The sequence below is a fragment of the Pseudomonas pergaminensis genome, assembly GCF_024112395.2.
In the GTDB taxonomy this organism is placed as follows: domain Bacteria; phylum Pseudomonadota; class Gammaproteobacteria; order Pseudomonadales; family Pseudomonadaceae; genus Aquipseudomonas; species Aquipseudomonas pergaminensis.
Genome location: NZ_CP078013.2, coordinates 5039111 through 5052868 on the forward strand (window position 1 = coordinate 5039111; position 13758 = coordinate 5052868).

Below are 13758 nucleotides of genomic sequence, written 5' to 3' on the forward strand. Positions count from 1 at the left end.
CGAACTCCTTGTCACCCGGGCGCAAGAACCATCGCAAGGCCCGTGCCAGCGGCATAAACACTTAAAAATCAGTGGGTTGAATTACAACCAGAATCCTCTCGCACCGTCCTGGTGCGCAGAATGCCCGGTGCATGGCAGCACGCTTCATCGTAATGCGGGCTTTGCCTATCAACAGCATAGTCAGAGTTGATTTCACTGCCCGCCCAAGTCTGCGGATAATCGGCCCCATCTGCTGAACAGGATGCGTCCTACAGCTTCAGCGAACCGCTCTTCCCTTTAAGCCACCCTCTTGGGTGGTTTTTTTTTGCGCGGTGAATGCGTGGGTGAAAATGTCGACGCTGCACAAACAAAATCGGCCGACCCAAAGGTCAGCCGATACGCTGTGTTGCTCATACATTGCCGCTACATGGGTAACCCACGCACCTCCTGCTTGACGCCCCATCCCTCGATGATCCCGCCCAGCGGCTCGACCACCGCCTCAAAGTCTTGCTCGAAGTCTCCTATGCCGTCGTAGGTGGCAGACATGATTTTGCTCAGCTCCAAGTACCAGGCGCCATCGTCGCGCGCACTGACCTGAGCATTCAGGGATTCCCCACGAAACTCACCCGCAGCCCTGCGCGCCCGTTCCTCATCCGGGAAAATGGCGTAGAACTCGATGGGGTGAAAACGCGAGAAGTCGAAGCCGCCCTCTTTCATGCGGCGCAGAACGTTGGTGCTGATGTCTTCTTGATAGGCTGTGCTCATGAAAAGTGCTCCTCGAATTGATGGATAGACTTTCCGTGCTTCCCGAAGCCCACGCCGTACTGGCGTGGGGGCTACGGCAAAAACATCACCGCTGGAAAACAAGCATGTAGCTGACAAGACCAGACCTTAGCGATTCATTCGCTGATCTCACTTGCAGAGTAGCGCGAAGCTATCACCTCCACCAGAGGCGCTTTAAGTGCGTACAGGGAATGTTCAGGCGGCGGGAGAGATGTCGAGGATCTGGATACTGTTCTGGTCTTTGAGGATCTTGACCGTAGGCTCGGGCTTGCGGCCCTCCAGGTCATTGAGGTCCAGTTCAGCGGCGATGGGCACCAGTTTGTTGCGAATCATGTGTGCCGCATCTTCGAGGCTGGGCTTCTGATCGCAGGTGAACTGCTCGACGGTCTGAACGCCGTGATCATCAACGAAGGTAATCTGCCACTTTTGCATCGGTGCCTCCTCGATAAAACCCGTGTGTGGGCTTACCACTATCTGGACCTTGAGGGTTCGCCAAACGTTCCACTCAAGTCAGGAGGCACCGGATCAACTGCGCTTATTTTTCAGCGTGTTCTTTCAAGGCTTTCAAGGTGTTGAACGGCGCGTCCACCACAAACTTGTTGGCCAACCACGAAGGCACGCTGCCACCTGGCTCGGTGTGCACCTGGTAAGTGACTTCGGTCTGGTTTTCGCCTTTTGGCACGAGTTTCCAGAAGCCATCGACCTGGGCAACCCGTACGTAGCCTTTTTCTTCAGGCTTGTAGGTCGGGACGCCTTCGAGCTTACGGGTCAGCGTGCCGTCGGCCGCCTTGGTGGTGGTGATATGCAGGTAGGAATCACGGTCCGTTACGGGGAACGGGGCCTTGAATTGGGTGTAGGTCCAGCTCTCGTCGCCTTTCTTGTCCACCAGCTTCTGGGACTTGCACTCGTGGATCCAGGCACAGGCACCGGCCACGTCTTCCTGCAGGGCGACGATTTTGGCCACAGGCGCCTTGATCACGGTCACACCGCGATAGGCCTTGTACTTGGAGCCGGCAATTTCGCTCAGGGACACCTTGATACCGTCTTCGTCCTTGGCGACTTGCCAATCCTCAGCCTGGGCAGTGGCAGCAAACAACATCGTAAAACCGCACAACACAGCCATTCGTTTCAGCGAACCCATTGTTGTATTCCTTATTGTTGAAGTTCCGATAGTAAAGCCCATCAAGCCGCCGTCATGTGCTCCCACCAGCCGATCAAACGGATCGCATCGGCCTGGTCGGTGCCGCACACCTCGATGTCCGCCTTGAAGTCACTGCACACCGCCGGTCGTTCCGGTTGCCCGAACAGCAGGCATAGCTGTTCGACCGACAGGTGCAGGCAGCGTTCGCCCGCCGGTTTGCCTTGTGGCATACCCGGTAATGGCGAACTGATGGAGGGGGCGATGCAGCAAGCGCCACAGCCTTCACGGCAATTCATGACCAGCAGGTCCTCGACGACTCAATGTGGATGGCCGGGCTAGAGTACGCCCTAAAACAGCCGTTTTAAAATGGTCTAACAGGGGTTTTTCGCAGAAAACAAAAGTGACTGACCAGTCTGCGACAGATGGTCGAAGGGACACGTCACGTTTGTGGGAAAAGTTTACTGCTTGAATTCGAAATCCAGCGCTGCACCTTCCACATCGCGCCGTTCTTCGTTGCGCAATTGCAGCCTCATCTCATTGCTGAGCAGGCGGCCGTTGATCTGGAAAGCACTGTTATCGGTAGGCTTCTCGCCGAACATCGGCGGCAGCAAGGGCACGCTCTTGGGCTTGGGCATGGTGCCAATAGGCTGCAAGTGCCTGACCATGTCCGACGGCAGTGACAAGTCCAACTGTGCCGGCGGCAATTGGGTCTGTGCCACTTCTCGGGACGATTTTGACTTACTGGCCGCACGTTTTTTGGCGGTGGCGGCTGGCTTCTTCACCGCGGGCGCTTTTTTGACGGGTGCCGGTTTTTTCGCGGGCGCCTTCTGTTCGGCGTCGGCCGCAGGCTTGGTTTCGCTCACAGGGGCCGCCGCCAGCGCTGTGCCGACGTTGCACAGGCCTAACAGGCCAATCACCAAAACAGCGCGAAAAATCCGAGTCATATTGCCTACAGCGTTAACGGCAGAGGGCCATATGCTCGCTTGTTGTGCACGGCATGACAAGCGCGGTGATTAGCCAGCTATCGGAGTTGTCCCTTTTTTGCGCCTCAGAGGCCGGCCGCCGTCTCCTGGCATAACTGGCTGGCCAGCATCCCCAGGGTCATCAGCGCCCGCTCTGCCTCGCGGTTCCACGGGGTGCCGCAGTTGAGGCGAATGCAGTGGTTGAACTGCTCGGTATTACTGAAGATCAACCCTGGCGCAATGCTGATGCCCTGTTGCAGGGCACGCACGTGCAGTTCCTGGGTATTGACCCGCCCCGGCAAACTGACCCACAGGATAAAGCCGCCGGTCGGGCGGGTCATTTGCGTGCCTTCCGGGAAATACTGCTGCACCGCCAGCTGAAAGGCGCTGAGGTTCTTGCGGTACTCCTGGCGGATATAGCGCAAATGCCGATCGTAGCCGCCATTCTCCAGGTACGCGGCGACGCCCATCTGCGTGACGCTGCACGCGGAGTGGGTGCTGAACATCTGCAGGCGCTGGATTTCCTGCTGGTACTTGCCGGCGATCATCCAGCCGATGCGCACTCCAGGGGACAGCGTCTTGGAAAAGCTTGAGCAGTAGATCACTCGGTCAAGGCGGTCGTAGGCTTTCAGGGCTTTGGTGCGGCCCAGTTCGAACATCAGCTCGCCATAGATATCGTCCTCGACAATCTGGATATCGAAATCCGAGGCCAGGCGCAGCAAGTGTTTCTGTCGTTCCTCGGGCATGGTGCCGCCCAGGGGGTTGCTCAGGCGCGTGGTCAGTACCAGCGCCTTGATCGACCACTGGTTGGCCGCCAGTTGCAGGGCTTCCAGGCTCATGCCGGTGGAGGGGTCGCTGGGGATCTCGATGACTTTGAGGCCGAGCAGATCAGCCAATTGCAGCAAACCGTAATAGGTCGGTGACTCTGCAGCGATCAGGTCGCCGGGCCGCGTCAGCACGCGCAGCGACATCTGCAAGGCATCGACGCAACCGTGGGTGATGACCACTTCGGAAGGGTCCACCACCACGCCCGCATCGCGCATGCGGATCGCCACCTGGCGGCGCAGCGGTTCGAATCCGGGGCTGAACATGTAGCTGAAGGCCCGTGGGCTCTGGAAGCGCGTGACCTTGGCCAACTGCTGGTGCAACGCGCGCACCGGCAAGTAATCCACACTTGGCACAGCGGCGCCCAACGGGAATACGCCTTCGCGGCGCGACTCGCCCAACACCTGCTGGATGATACTGCTGCGGGTGACCAACCCCGGGCGCTCTACCCGGGCGATATCCGGCGTTGGCGCGGTGAGCGCGGGTGTCTGGTGCACGTAATAGCCAGACTGCGGCCGCGCCCGGATCAGCCCCTGGTCTTCCAGGTTGGCGTAGGCCTGCAACACCGTGGCGTGGCTCACGTTCAACTGCGAGCTCATCTTGCGTACCGAAGGCACACGCTCGCCCGGTTGGTAGACACCGCGCCGGATATCCTCAGCCAGTTGCTGGGCGATACGTTGGTAAAGCAACAGATTGGTCATGACGCAGCACTCGATTTCACGGGTATTTTATTTTTGTGTGAAACATACCGGCACAGTTTAGAAGTGTACGGGGACAGTTGCCACAATAGTCGAGCGCGCGTTGTAGTGACAGCAAAAACTGTGAGGGTGTACACCCAACAAATGTGGGAGGGGGCTTGCCCCCGATAGCGAGGGTTCAATCAACCTATTCGGTGACTGACGCTCCGCCATCGGGGGCAAGCCCCCTCCCACAGTTAAATCGATGCAAGCCTTTATCGGGCTGCGCCCAATTGGCCTTTCTCGTCGGAGAACACAATTTCCACACGACGGTTCTGCGCCCTGCCCCGCTCGGAAGCATTGGCCTCCACCGGGTACTGGTCGCCATAACCCTCGACCTGGATGCGTTTTTCGTCGATGCCCAGGTCAACCAGCACATCCGCCACCGACTGTGCGCGGTCACGCGACAGTTTGAGGTTTTCGCGCTCGCCGCCGGTATTGTCGGCATACCCCTCGATGCGCACCACGCGCTTGGGGTTGAGTTGCAGGAACTGTACGATTTTGAGCACCGTGCGGTTGGCCGAGTTTTTCAACTCTGCTTCACCGGTATCGAACAGCACATCGCCCAGGGTCATCACCAGGCCACGGTCGGTTTGGGTAGTAGCCAGGCTGGCGATCTGTTCTTCGAGCCATTTGCCCTGCTGCTGCACGCTGATCAGCTTGTTTTCACGCAGGGCCAATTGCAGGCGCTGGCGCTCCAGTTCGAGCTTTACACCCCGCTCTTGGTTGAGCGCCTGTTCGGTATGTTCGCGGGCGATGGCACTGTAGCGTTGGCTCAGGTAGGCGTAATGCACTACATCGGCACCGCTGCCCCAGTAGCTGGACAAGCGATCGGCGCGCGCCAGGGATTCACCGGCGCGGATCACGTCCTTGGGCGCAAAACGCAGCACGTTGGCGTCTTCCTTGACTTGCTGGAAGTCGTTACTTGCCTGCTGCAAAGCCTGCTCGCTGTCGGGATGGGTGGCGCAACCGCCCAACACGGCGGTGCCCAACAGTACCGCACAGCTCAAACCGCGGATCATCGGGCTCATTGGGCTTCTCCCAACTGCAACTGCTTGCGCAGACGGGTGATGCGGGCGTTGAGCACGTTCAACTGTTCCTGGCTCTTGCGGGTCAGCACTTGGGCTTCGGCCAGGCGTGCATCCAGTTCGGCTTGCTCGAAACGCATACGTGCGTTTTTGTAGGATTGGTCGGCCATGCTCGACTTGGCCCGGGCGAACTTGGCTTCAGCCAGTTTCAATTCAGGCGATTCATCCGCGTTGGCCCCCACGGCACTGGCTTGCTCCAAGGCTTGCTGGGTGAGGCGCATTTGTTCATTCGGCGCAGGATCGGCTGCACATCCCGCCAGAGCGACAACGGCGAGGGCCGCGAAAAGAGGTCGAAGAGTCACTGAAAATCCCTACTTTGTTGGGGTGCCGACGGGTTGCTGCAATTGCGCTTTCCAGCGCTCCAGATTGCTCTGCAACGCAGCTTGCGCCACACCGGACGCGGGCAATTCTGTCATCTTTTTGGCCAGCTGTCCGCGCAGCCACGGATCATTGCAGGCCGAGTTATGGGAAATCGCCAGGTACAAGCCCGGCTGATCGATAGGCACGTCGCGGGCCACCAGGTCATTGCTCATGCCCAGGGTCTGCGCCATGGCCATGCCGGAATAACGCCCGGCCAGCACGTAGTCCACCTCCCCCAGCAGCAGCTTCTGGAACGCTGGCGTCAGGGACGGCAGGCGTTGCAGGCTCAGTTGCTCGCCGGCGAAGGTTTCAAAGGCGGCGCTCAAGCGTGCACGCTCCGACACGGCACCCTTGTGCCCATGCAGGTCGGCAGCCGTGGTGTAGGCCAGCGCCGAATCCTTGCGCGTCCACACCAGATAGTCGAGCTGCACCAGCGCCGGATGGATGTAGTCGAGGGTTTCCAGCTCACCCAGGTTCAGCGGCGCGTCGGCGAGGATATCCATGCGCCCGCTGCGCACTTCCTCCAGGGCCAGGGAGCGTTTGCCACCGTAGAGCAGGTCGACTTTCAAGCCGAGGTCCTTGCCCACTTGTTGCAATAAATCGGCGGTGGCGCCGATCAGGTGCGTGGGGTCTTGCGGGTCGCGCCAGAGCAACGGCGGTGCGTCCGGGCTGCCGGTGATCACCAGGCGATCGCATTTGCCGGCGGCCAGCGACAGCGTCGGCAGCAATGTGAGGCCCAGCAGTACCGCCCAAGGGCGCAATTCCATGGCGTGTGTCTCCAAGTCAAAAAAAAGCCCGGTCACAAGGACCGGGCTCTTTATAAGTGAAGCGACTGGATTAGACCAGCTTCTCCAACTCAGGGACGGCTTCGAACAAGTCCGCCACCAGGCCGTAATCAGCCACCTGGAAGATCGGCGCTTCTTCGTCCTTGTTGATCGCAACGATCACTTTGGAGTCTTTCATACCGGCCAAGTGCTGGATCGCGCCGGAGATACCGACGGCGATGTACAGCTGTGGCGCAACGATTTTGCCGGTCTGGCCGACCTGCATGTCGTTGGGTACGAAACCTGCGTCGACGGCCGCGCGGGAAGCGCCGACCGCAGCGCCCAGCTTGTCGGCCAGGGCGTACAGGTGCTTGAAGTTGTCACCGTTCTGCATGCCACGGCCGCCGGAAACGACGATCTTGGCAGCGGTCAGCTCAGGACGATCCGACTTGGCCAGCTCTTCGCCAACGAAGCTGGAGGTGCCAGCGTCGTGCGCAGCTGCAACGGCTTCAACGGCAGCCGAACCACCTTCGGCGGCAACCGGGTCGAAACCGGTGGCACGTACGGTGATGACTTTGACCGAAGCGTTGGACTGTACGGTCGCGATGGCGTTACCGGCGTAGATCGGGCGCTTGAAGGTGTCGGCGCTTTCTACCGAGATGATCTCGGAGATCTGGTCAACGTCCAGCTGCGCGGCAACGCGTGGCAGGATGTTTTTGCCGTTGGAGGTGGCGGCAGCCAGGATGTGGCTGTAGCCAGCGCCCAGCTCAGCTACCAGCGGAGCAACGTTTTCTGGCAACTGATGCGCGTAGGCGGCATTGTCAGCGTTCAGGACTTTGCTCACGCCCGCGATTTTCGCAGCGGCTTCAGCCACGGCGCCAGCGCCCTGGCCGGCAACCAGTACGTGAATGTCGCCACCGATTTTAGCGGCGGCAGCCACGGTATTCAGGGTGGCCGGGGCCAGCACCTTGTTATCGTGTTCGGCGATTACGAGGATAGTCATGATCAGATCACCTTCGCTTCGTTTTTCAGTTTCTCGACCAGTTCAGCCACCGACTTGACCTTGATGCCCGCGCTGCGAGCAGCCGGCGCTTCAACTTTTACGGTCTTGTTGGTAGAGGCGGTGGAAACGCCCAAAGCTTCGGGAGTAACCGACTCAAGCGGCTTCTTCTTGGCTTTCATGATGTTTGGCAGGGACGCGTAGCGCGGCTCGTTCAAACGCAGGTCGGTGGTGACGATGGCCGGCAGCTTCAGGGAAACGGTCTGGGCGCCGCCGTCGATTTCACGGGTTACAGCTACGCTGTCGCCGCTCACTTCGACTTTGGAAGCGAAGGTGCCCTGGCCATAACCGGTCAGTGCAGCCAGCATCTGGCCAGTCTGGTTGTTGTCGCTGTCGATCGCCTGCTTGCCGAGGATCACCAGCTGAGGCTGTTCCTTGTCGACAACGGCTTTGAGCAGCTTGGCAACGGCCAGGGAGGTCAGCTCTTCAGCGGACTCGACCAGGATAGCGCGGTCGGCGCCCAGTGCCAGGGCGGTACGCAGCTGCTCTTGAGCAGTGGTAGGGCCGATGGAAACCACGACGATTTCAGTCGCCACGCCTTTCTCTTTCAGGCGTACGGCTTCTTCCACGGCGATTTCGCAGAAAGGGTTCATCGACATCTTGACGTTAGCGAGGTCGACGCCGGAATTGTCCGCCTTGACGCGAACTTTCACGTTGTAATCGACAACGCGTTTGACAGCTACAAGAACCTTCATGGATTCCTCGTTACTCTCCGGTGAAAAGAAAGTCGCCTAGGCGAACCTGGCGGTTGATGCTCATCGGCACACAAGGGCACCTCCAAAAACGCAGGCGGCGACCTTGCTCACGGGAAATGATGACCGTTCGTCAGTGGTGACTGAGAGGTCATTCTTTATCGCAGCGTGTAAACTGCGCGCCATTGTCCGGGCACGCGTCACCTGTCTTGCTTTTGGACGTGCTCTTGAAACCTGCAGTCTGCCTACGGTTAGCGCAAAACCGACCGTATATTGACCGGAACACCTATTCTGGTCAATACGGCAAAATAGCCAGTCATAAGCCGCACCACTTTGATTTACCTAGCCTGCGGGCAATTCAAACAAACGTTTGTATTGGACGCTAGCAGTGGTGTAGATATAATGCGCCACCTAGAGAGAAAGGTGGGTCATCCCCTGCCATTTGGCACAGTGATGATGGATACGACACCGAACCTCCACCAATTAGAAAAAAAAGCCTGTTGAGCCTTGAGTAGGAGATAGCCTGTGGAACGCGAATACATGGAATTCGACGTGGTCATCGTCGGCGCTGGCCCGGCGGGACTGTCTGCCGCCTGCCGACTGAAGCAGAAGGCCGCCGAAGCCGGTAAGGAAATCAGCGTCTGCGTGGTCGAGAAAGGCTCCGAAGTCGGCGCGCATATCCTGTCCGGTGCCGTGTTCGAACCACGCGCCCTGAACGAACTGTTCCCGGACTGGAAAGAACTCGGCGCCCCGCTCAACACTCCGGTGGTGCGCGATGACATCTATGTACTGCGCAGCCCCGAAGCCTCCACCAAGGTGCCTGACTTCTTTGTGCCCAAGACCATGCACAACGAAGGCAACTACATCATCTCCCTGGGCAACCTGTGCCGCTGGCTGGCCCAGCAGGCCGAGAACCTCGGCGTGGAAGTCTACCCAGGCTTCGCCGCACAGGAAGCGTTGTTCGACGAAAACGGCGTGGTGCGCGGGATCATCACCGGCGACCTCGGCGTCGACCGCGAAGGCCATCCTAAAGAAGGCGTCTACACCCCGGGCATGGAACTGCGTGGCAAGTACACGCTGTTCGCCGAAGGTTGCCGTGGCCACATCGGCAAGCAGCTGATCCAGCGTTTCAATCTGGACAGCGACGCCGACGCCCAGCACTACGGCATCGGCCTGAAGGAAATCTGGGAAATCGACCCGGCCAAGCACCAACCAGGCCTGGTCGTCCACACTGCTGGTTGGCCGCTGGACATCATGAGCGCCGAAAACACCGGCGGCTCCTTCCTCTATCACTTGGAAAACAACCAGGTGGTGGTCGGCTTGATCGTCGACCTGTCCTACAGCAACACCTTCCTGTCGCCGTTCGATGAGTTCCAGCGCCTCAAGCACCACCCGGTGCTGGCCCAATACCTGGAAGGCGGCAAGCGCATCAGCTACGGCGCCCGTGCCATCTGCAAAGGCGGCCTGAACTCGCTGCCGAAGATGGTCTTCAAGGGCGGCGCGCTGATCGGCTGCGACCTCGGCACCCTGAACTTCGCCAAGATCAAGGGCAGCCACACCGCGATGAAGTCCGGCATGCTCGCCGCCGACGCCGTGGCCGACCGCCTGTTTGCCGAGTCCGAAGGCGGTGATGAACTGAGCGCTTACGTTGATAGCTTCAAGTCGAGCTGGCTCTATGAAGAACTGTTCGCCAGCCGTAACTTCGGCCCGGCGATGCACAAGTTCGGTCCGATCCTTGGCGCGGGCTTCAACTGGTTCGACCAGAACATCCTGGGCGGCAAGATGCCGTTCACCCTGCACGACACCAAGCCGGACTACGCCTGCCTCAAGCTGGCGAAAGACAGCAAGAAAATCGACTACCCGAAACCCGACGGCAAGCTGAGCTTCGACAAGCTGAGCTCGGTGTTCATCTCCGGTACCAACCACGAAGAAGAGCAACCGTGCCACTTGAAGCTCAAGGACCCGAGCATCCCGATCGGCACCAACCTGCCGCTCTACGATGAACCGGCGCAGCGCTACTGCCCGGCCGGCGTGTATGAAGTGATCACCCAGGAAGACGGCGAGAAGCGCTTCCAGATCAACGCCCAGAACTGCGTGCACTGCAAGACCTGTGACATCAAGGACCCTTCGCAGAACATCACGTGGGTCACGCCGGAAGGCGCGGGTGGGCCGACCTACCCGAATATGTAAGCCCGCTGCTTGAATAAAAAAGCTCCCAAATGGGAGCCTTTTTTGTGGCCCGAAAAAAGCCAGTCACCTCGGGCAAATGTGGGAGCGGGCTTGCTCGCGAGGGCGGCCTGTCAGTTGAGGTAGGTGTTAGCTGACCCACCGTATTCGCGAGCAAGCCCGCTCACACATTTACGGTGTTGTGCCTGGTGGAATTATGCGGCGCGTTCTTCACCAGGATTGCGCAGGAAATAGCGCTTATATTCCCGACTGAACTGCGACGTACTCTGATACCCCACGTTATGCGCCGCCTGCGCCACGCCCATGCCTTCCACCAGCAGCAATTGCTGGGCCTTGAGCAGCCGCAAACGCTTGAGGTACTGCACCGGCGACAACAGCGTGCAGCGCTTGAAATGCTCATGAAACGTCGACGCACTCATGTGCGCATACCCCGCCAGCGTCTCGATATTCAGCGGCTCGGCGTAATGGGCATGCAAGTGATTCAACGAGGTGGCAATCCGGGAAAACTGCCCCTGCTGTTCCACCAATGCGCGCAGCACATCGGCCTGTGGCCCACGCAAGGCGGTGAAGAGCAATTCCCGCACCCGCGCCGGGCCCATGATCCGGCTTTCCAGCGGATCGTGCAGGCACTGCAACAGCCGCTCGACACAACCGCGCATCGCATCGTCGAGCACCACCGAGCTCATTGACTCCAGCGTCTGCGCTGTCGGCGGTGGCCCGGCCTGCATACCCATCGCCATCACCAATTCACCCAACACCACCCGATCGATGCCCACCGTCACCCCGTACAGCGGCGCATCGGCGCCCATGGCAAACGTCTCGCACTCGAACGGCACCGGCATCGCCTGGATCAGGTAATGCCCGGCGCCATACTCCAGCGTACGCGGGCCGAGGTAGGCGACTTTGCTGCCCTGGGCCACGAACATCAGGCTTGGCTCGTAGATCTGCGGCCCACGCGCCACGTCGCAACTGGCGCGCAGTACCTGCACGCCGGGCAGGTTCGTCGGCGAGAAACCGTCGCAGGGCGTAAGCCCTTCGATCAAGGAGACCAGCGTGGCGTTGGCATCGAGATGGCGGGTCAACAACATGGCAAAAAACTTCGCGAATAAGGGATGAGAACATCATCGCAGGTCTGGCGGCCGATGGATCCAAACCCGGGGCACTCCCGGACGAATAGGCATGAGACTCGGAGCAATCGCCATGGCCGCATCAGGACCCGGCGCGGAGAATGCGCCACCTCACCTGTCATTGCTTTTGCGAGGTCTCGCCATGTACACCGCCATCGGTTACGCCGCCCAGTCGGCCACCACTCCCCTCGCCCCCATGTCCTTCCAGCGCCGCAGCCCGCGTGTGGATGACGTGGCCATCGAGATCCTTTACTGCGGCGTGTGCCACTCCGACATCCACCAAGCCCGCAACGAATGGGGCATCGCCGTGTACCCGCTGATGCCGGGCCACGAGATCGTCGGCAAGGTCACCGCCGTCGGCGCCAACGTCACCGCGCACAAGGTCGGCGACCTGGTCGGCGTGGGCTGCATGGTCGATTCGTGCCGTCACTGCGACGCGTGCAAGGCAGACCTGGAGCAATACTGCCTCGAAGGTCCGACCATGACCTACGCCACCCCGGACCGCGTCGACGGCAGCAACACCATGGGCGGCTACTCCGACAGCATCGTGGTCAGTGAGCACTTTGTGGTGAAGATTCCGGCCAAGCTCGACCTGGCCAGCGCCGCGCCGATCCTGTGTGCCGGCATCACCACCTACTCGCCGCTCAAGCACCACGGTGTGAAGGCCGGCGATAAAATCGGCGTGCTCGGCATGGGCGGCCTGGGCCATATGGGCATCAAGTTTGCCAAGGCCATGGGCGCGGAAGTGACCTTGTTCACCCGCTCGGCAAGCAAGGCCGAAGAAGGCCGTCGCCAGGGTGCCGATCACGTGATCGTATCCACTGACGCCGAGCAGATGAAAGCCGCCGCCGGGCACTTCGACTTCCTGCTGGACACCATCCCGGTGCAGCACGACCTGAACCCCTACCTCGACGTGCTGCGCTTTGACGGCGTGCACATCCTGGTCGGCCTGATCGAGCCGGTCGACCCACCGGTCAACGCCGCCAAGCTGATCATGGGCCGAAAAGTCCTGGCCGGCTCCTTGATCGGTGGCATTGCCGAAACCCAGGAAGTCCTGGATTTCTGCGCCGAGCACGGCATCACCTGCGACATCGAAATGCTCGACATCCGTAATATCAACGAAGCCTACAGCCGCATGATCGCCGGCGACGTGAAGTACCGCTTTGTCATCGACATGGCGACCTTGAAGGCCTGATCAGGCCTTCGCGCCCAACTCCGCTGACAGCCGTGCTGCGACCTGTTTGACCACAGGGATCAGCTCGGCCATTTTCTCCAGCGGCATATAGGGCACGGTACTGGCGATGCTGATGCCGGCGACGATTCGCCGGCTGGCATCGCGCACCGGTGCCGCCACGCAGCGGATTGACGGTTCGTTGTCTTCCAGGTCGAACGCATAACCGCCCACCACGTATTCACGCATGCGCTGCTCGAACTGTGCCCAGGATTGCTCCGGGTGCTGCGGCCATTGCAGGTTTTTCCCACCCGCCGGCAGGCTGACTTCGTACAGGCGCTGCCACTCTTCTGCCGAGTCATCCAACAGCAACGCCTTGCCGATACCCGTACGTGCCAGCGGCATGCGGTGGCCGACCCGCGAGCGCATTTCGGGGCCATTGCGGCCAGGGTTCTTGTGCAGGTAAAGCACGTCGTCGTATTCGCGGATGGCCAAGTGGATGGTGTCACCGGTCAACGCCGACAGCTCATCCAGGTACGGGATGGCCAAGGTCACCAGCGGCAGTTCTTCGCGCGCCTGGAAACCCAGCTCAATCAACTTCGGCCCCAGCAGGTAACCCACCTGCGGCACCACACGCAGGTAACGCTCTTCCACCAGGCAACTGGCCAAGCGGTGAGTGGTGCTGCGGGTGGTGCCGATGCGCTTGGCGATCTCTTTCAGATCCCGCGCACCGGCCGCCACCGCCTGCACCACGCCCAGGCCACGCAGCAGGGTCTGGGTGCCGGTGGGCGCGGCGTCTTTGATGGGAGTGTGGGCGTTTTCCTGCATATCGGGCCTATTGGGAAGTACGAAAACGGCGCCATTATGGCAAATCACGGACCT

The 13758-nt window shown here is 60.2% G+C and carries 15 protein-coding genes; 2 read left to right on the forward strand and 13 right to left on the reverse strand.

Annotated features, from left to right (window positions below; translation table 11 throughout):
• Window positions 1–402: 402 nt before the first annotated feature.
• The 11 genes from KUA23_RS22795 to KUA23_RS22845 all read right to left on the reverse strand — a co-directional run bounded on the left by KUA23_RS22795 (window position 403) and on the right by KUA23_RS22845 (window position 8394).
• A complete protein-coding gene (locus tag KUA23_RS22795; RefSeq protein WP_065873940.1) occupies window positions 403–744 on the reverse strand; it encodes a ribonuclease E inhibitor RraB in 342 nt (113 codons plus the stop codon).
• Between the two features lie 213 nt (window positions 745–957).
• The gene (locus tag KUA23_RS22800) at window positions 958–1194 is read right to left on the reverse strand and encodes a hypothetical protein (protein WP_100492315.1); all 237 of its coding nucleotides are present in this window, start codon (window positions 1192–1194) and stop codon (window positions 958–960) included.
• A gap of 103 nt (window positions 1195–1297) precedes the next feature.
• Window positions 1298–1903, reverse strand: a complete 606-nt coding sequence (locus KUA23_RS22805; protein ID WP_252992886.1) for an START domain-containing protein — start codon at window positions 1901–1903, stop codon at window positions 1298–1300.
• A gap of 41 nt (window positions 1904–1944) precedes the next feature.
• Window positions 1945–2199, reverse strand: coding sequence for a YkgJ family cysteine cluster protein (locus KUA23_RS22810; RefSeq protein ID WP_025854178.1), 255 nt, complete (start codon window positions 2197–2199; stop codon window positions 1945–1947).
• 162 nt (window positions 2200–2361) lie between these two features.
• Window positions 2362–2847: a translation initiation factor 2 gene (locus KUA23_RS22815; RefSeq protein ID WP_078049828.1), complete on the reverse strand. Its 486-nt coding sequence runs from the start codon at window positions 2845–2847 to the stop codon at window positions 2362–2364.
• A 104-nt stretch (window positions 2848–2951) separates the two neighbouring features.
• Entirely contained in the window at window positions 2952–4391 is a 1440-nt protein-coding gene (locus tag KUA23_RS22820) for an aminotransferase-like domain-containing protein (protein ID WP_078049829.1), read from the reverse strand.
• Window positions 4392–4642: 251 nt separating this feature from the next.
• Window positions 4643–5458 (reverse strand): OmpA family protein, encoded by an 816-nt coding sequence (locus KUA23_RS22825; protein WP_028617552.1) that lies wholly within the window; start codon window positions 5456–5458, stop codon window positions 4643–4645.
• A complete protein-coding gene (locus KUA23_RS22830) occupies window positions 5455–5817 on the reverse strand; it encodes a DUF4398 domain-containing protein (protein WP_016980006.1) in 363 nt (120 codons plus the stop codon). The genes KUA23_RS22825 and KUA23_RS22830 overlap by 4 nt, the downstream gene beginning before the upstream one ends.
• Window positions 5818–5826: 9 nt before the next feature.
• Window positions 5827–6642: a substrate-binding periplasmic protein gene (locus KUA23_RS22835; protein ID WP_252992887.1), complete on the reverse strand. Its 816-nt coding sequence runs from the start codon at window positions 6640–6642 to the stop codon at window positions 5827–5829.
• A gap of 70 nt (window positions 6643–6712) precedes the next feature.
• Window positions 6713–7642 (reverse strand): electron transfer flavoprotein subunit alpha/FixB family protein, encoded by a 930-nt coding sequence (locus KUA23_RS22840; RefSeq protein WP_028617554.1) that lies wholly within the window; start codon window positions 7640–7642, stop codon window positions 6713–6715.
• A 2-nt stretch (window positions 7643–7644) separates the two neighbouring features.
• On the reverse strand, window positions 7645–8394 hold the full coding sequence (locus tag KUA23_RS22845; protein ID WP_028617555.1) for an electron transfer flavoprotein subunit beta/FixA family protein: 750 nt from the start codon (window positions 8392–8394) through the stop codon (window positions 7645–7647).
• Between the two features lie 522 nt (window positions 8395–8916).
• On the opposite strand from KUA23_RS22845, the gene KUA23_RS22850 reads away from it, so the two are divergent.
• Window positions 8917–10581, forward strand: a complete 1665-nt coding sequence (locus KUA23_RS22850; RefSeq protein WP_252992888.1) for an electron transfer flavoprotein-ubiquinone oxidoreductase — start codon at window positions 8917–8919, stop codon at window positions 10579–10581.
• A 191-nt stretch (window positions 10582–10772) separates the two neighbouring features.
• Here KUA23_RS22850 and KUA23_RS22855 read toward each other — a convergent pair whose 3' ends face one another.
• Window positions 10773–11666, reverse strand: coding sequence for an AraC family transcriptional regulator (locus KUA23_RS22855; RefSeq protein WP_078049832.1), 894 nt, complete (start codon window positions 11664–11666; stop codon window positions 10773–10775).
• 181 nt (window positions 11667–11847) lie between these two features.
• On the opposite strand from KUA23_RS22855, the gene KUA23_RS22860 reads away from it, so the two are divergent.
• Window positions 11848–12900 carry an NAD(P)-dependent alcohol dehydrogenase gene (locus KUA23_RS22860; RefSeq protein ID WP_252992889.1) on the forward strand — a complete coding sequence of 351 codons (1053 nt, stop codon included), beginning with the start codon at window positions 11848–11850 and terminating at the stop codon, window positions 12898–12900.
• Here KUA23_RS22860 and KUA23_RS22865 read toward each other — a convergent pair whose 3' ends face one another.
• Complete coding sequence (locus KUA23_RS22865; protein WP_252992890.1) at window positions 12901–13704, reverse strand: IclR family transcriptional regulator; 804 nt, start codon at window positions 13702–13704, stop codon at window positions 12901–12903.
• Between the last annotated feature and the right edge of the window lie 54 nt (window positions 13705–13758).

Excerpts from the sequence above, each read along its gene's own strand:
- KUA23_RS22795 (WP_065873940.1), bottom strand. The coding sequence starts at position 744 with ATGAGCACAGCCTATCAAGAAGACATCAGCACCAACGTTCTGCGCCGC.
- KUA23_RS22800 (WP_100492315.1), bottom strand. The coding sequence starts at position 1,194 with ATGCAAAAGTGGCAGATTACCTTCGTTGATGATCACGGCGTTCAGACC.
- KUA23_RS22805 (WP_252992886.1), bottom strand. The coding sequence starts at position 1,903 with ATGGGTTCGCTGAAACGAATGGCTGTGTTGTGCGGTTTTACGATGTTG.
- KUA23_RS22810 (WP_025854178.1), bottom strand. The coding sequence starts at position 2,199 with ATGAATTGCCGTGAAGGCTGTGGCGCTTGCTGCATCGCCCCCTCCATC.
- KUA23_RS22815 (WP_078049828.1), bottom strand. The coding sequence starts at position 2,847 with ATGACTCGGATTTTTCGCGCTGTTTTGGTGATTGGCCTGTTAGGCCTG.
- KUA23_RS22820 (WP_078049829.1), bottom strand. The coding sequence starts at position 4,391 with ATGACCAATCTGTTGCTTTACCAACGTATCGCCCAGCAACTGGCTGAG.
- KUA23_RS22825 (WP_028617552.1), bottom strand. The coding sequence starts at position 5,458 with ATGAGCCCGATGATCCGCGGTTTGAGCTGTGCGGTACTGTTGGGCACC.
- KUA23_RS22835 (WP_252992887.1), bottom strand. The coding sequence starts at position 6,642 with ATGGAATTGCGCCCTTGGGCGGTACTGCTGGGCCTCACATTGCTGCCG.
- KUA23_RS22840 (WP_028617554.1), bottom strand. The coding sequence starts at position 7,642 with ATGACTATCCTCGTAATCGCCGAACACGATAACAAGGTGCTGGCCCCG.
- KUA23_RS22845 (WP_028617555.1), bottom strand. The coding sequence starts at position 8,394 with ATGAAGGTTCTTGTAGCTGTCAAACGCGTTGTCGATTACAACGTGAAA.
- KUA23_RS22855 (WP_078049832.1), bottom strand. The coding sequence starts at position 11,666 with ATGTTGTTGACCCGCCATCTCGATGCCAACGCCACGCTGGTCTCCTTG.
- KUA23_RS22860 (WP_252992889.1), top strand. The coding sequence starts at position 11,848 with ATGTACACCGCCATCGGTTACGCCGCCCAGTCGGCCACCACTCCCCTC.
- KUA23_RS22865 (WP_252992890.1), bottom strand. The coding sequence starts at position 13,704 with ATGCAGGAAAACGCCCACACTCCCATCAAAGACGCCGCGCCCACCGGC.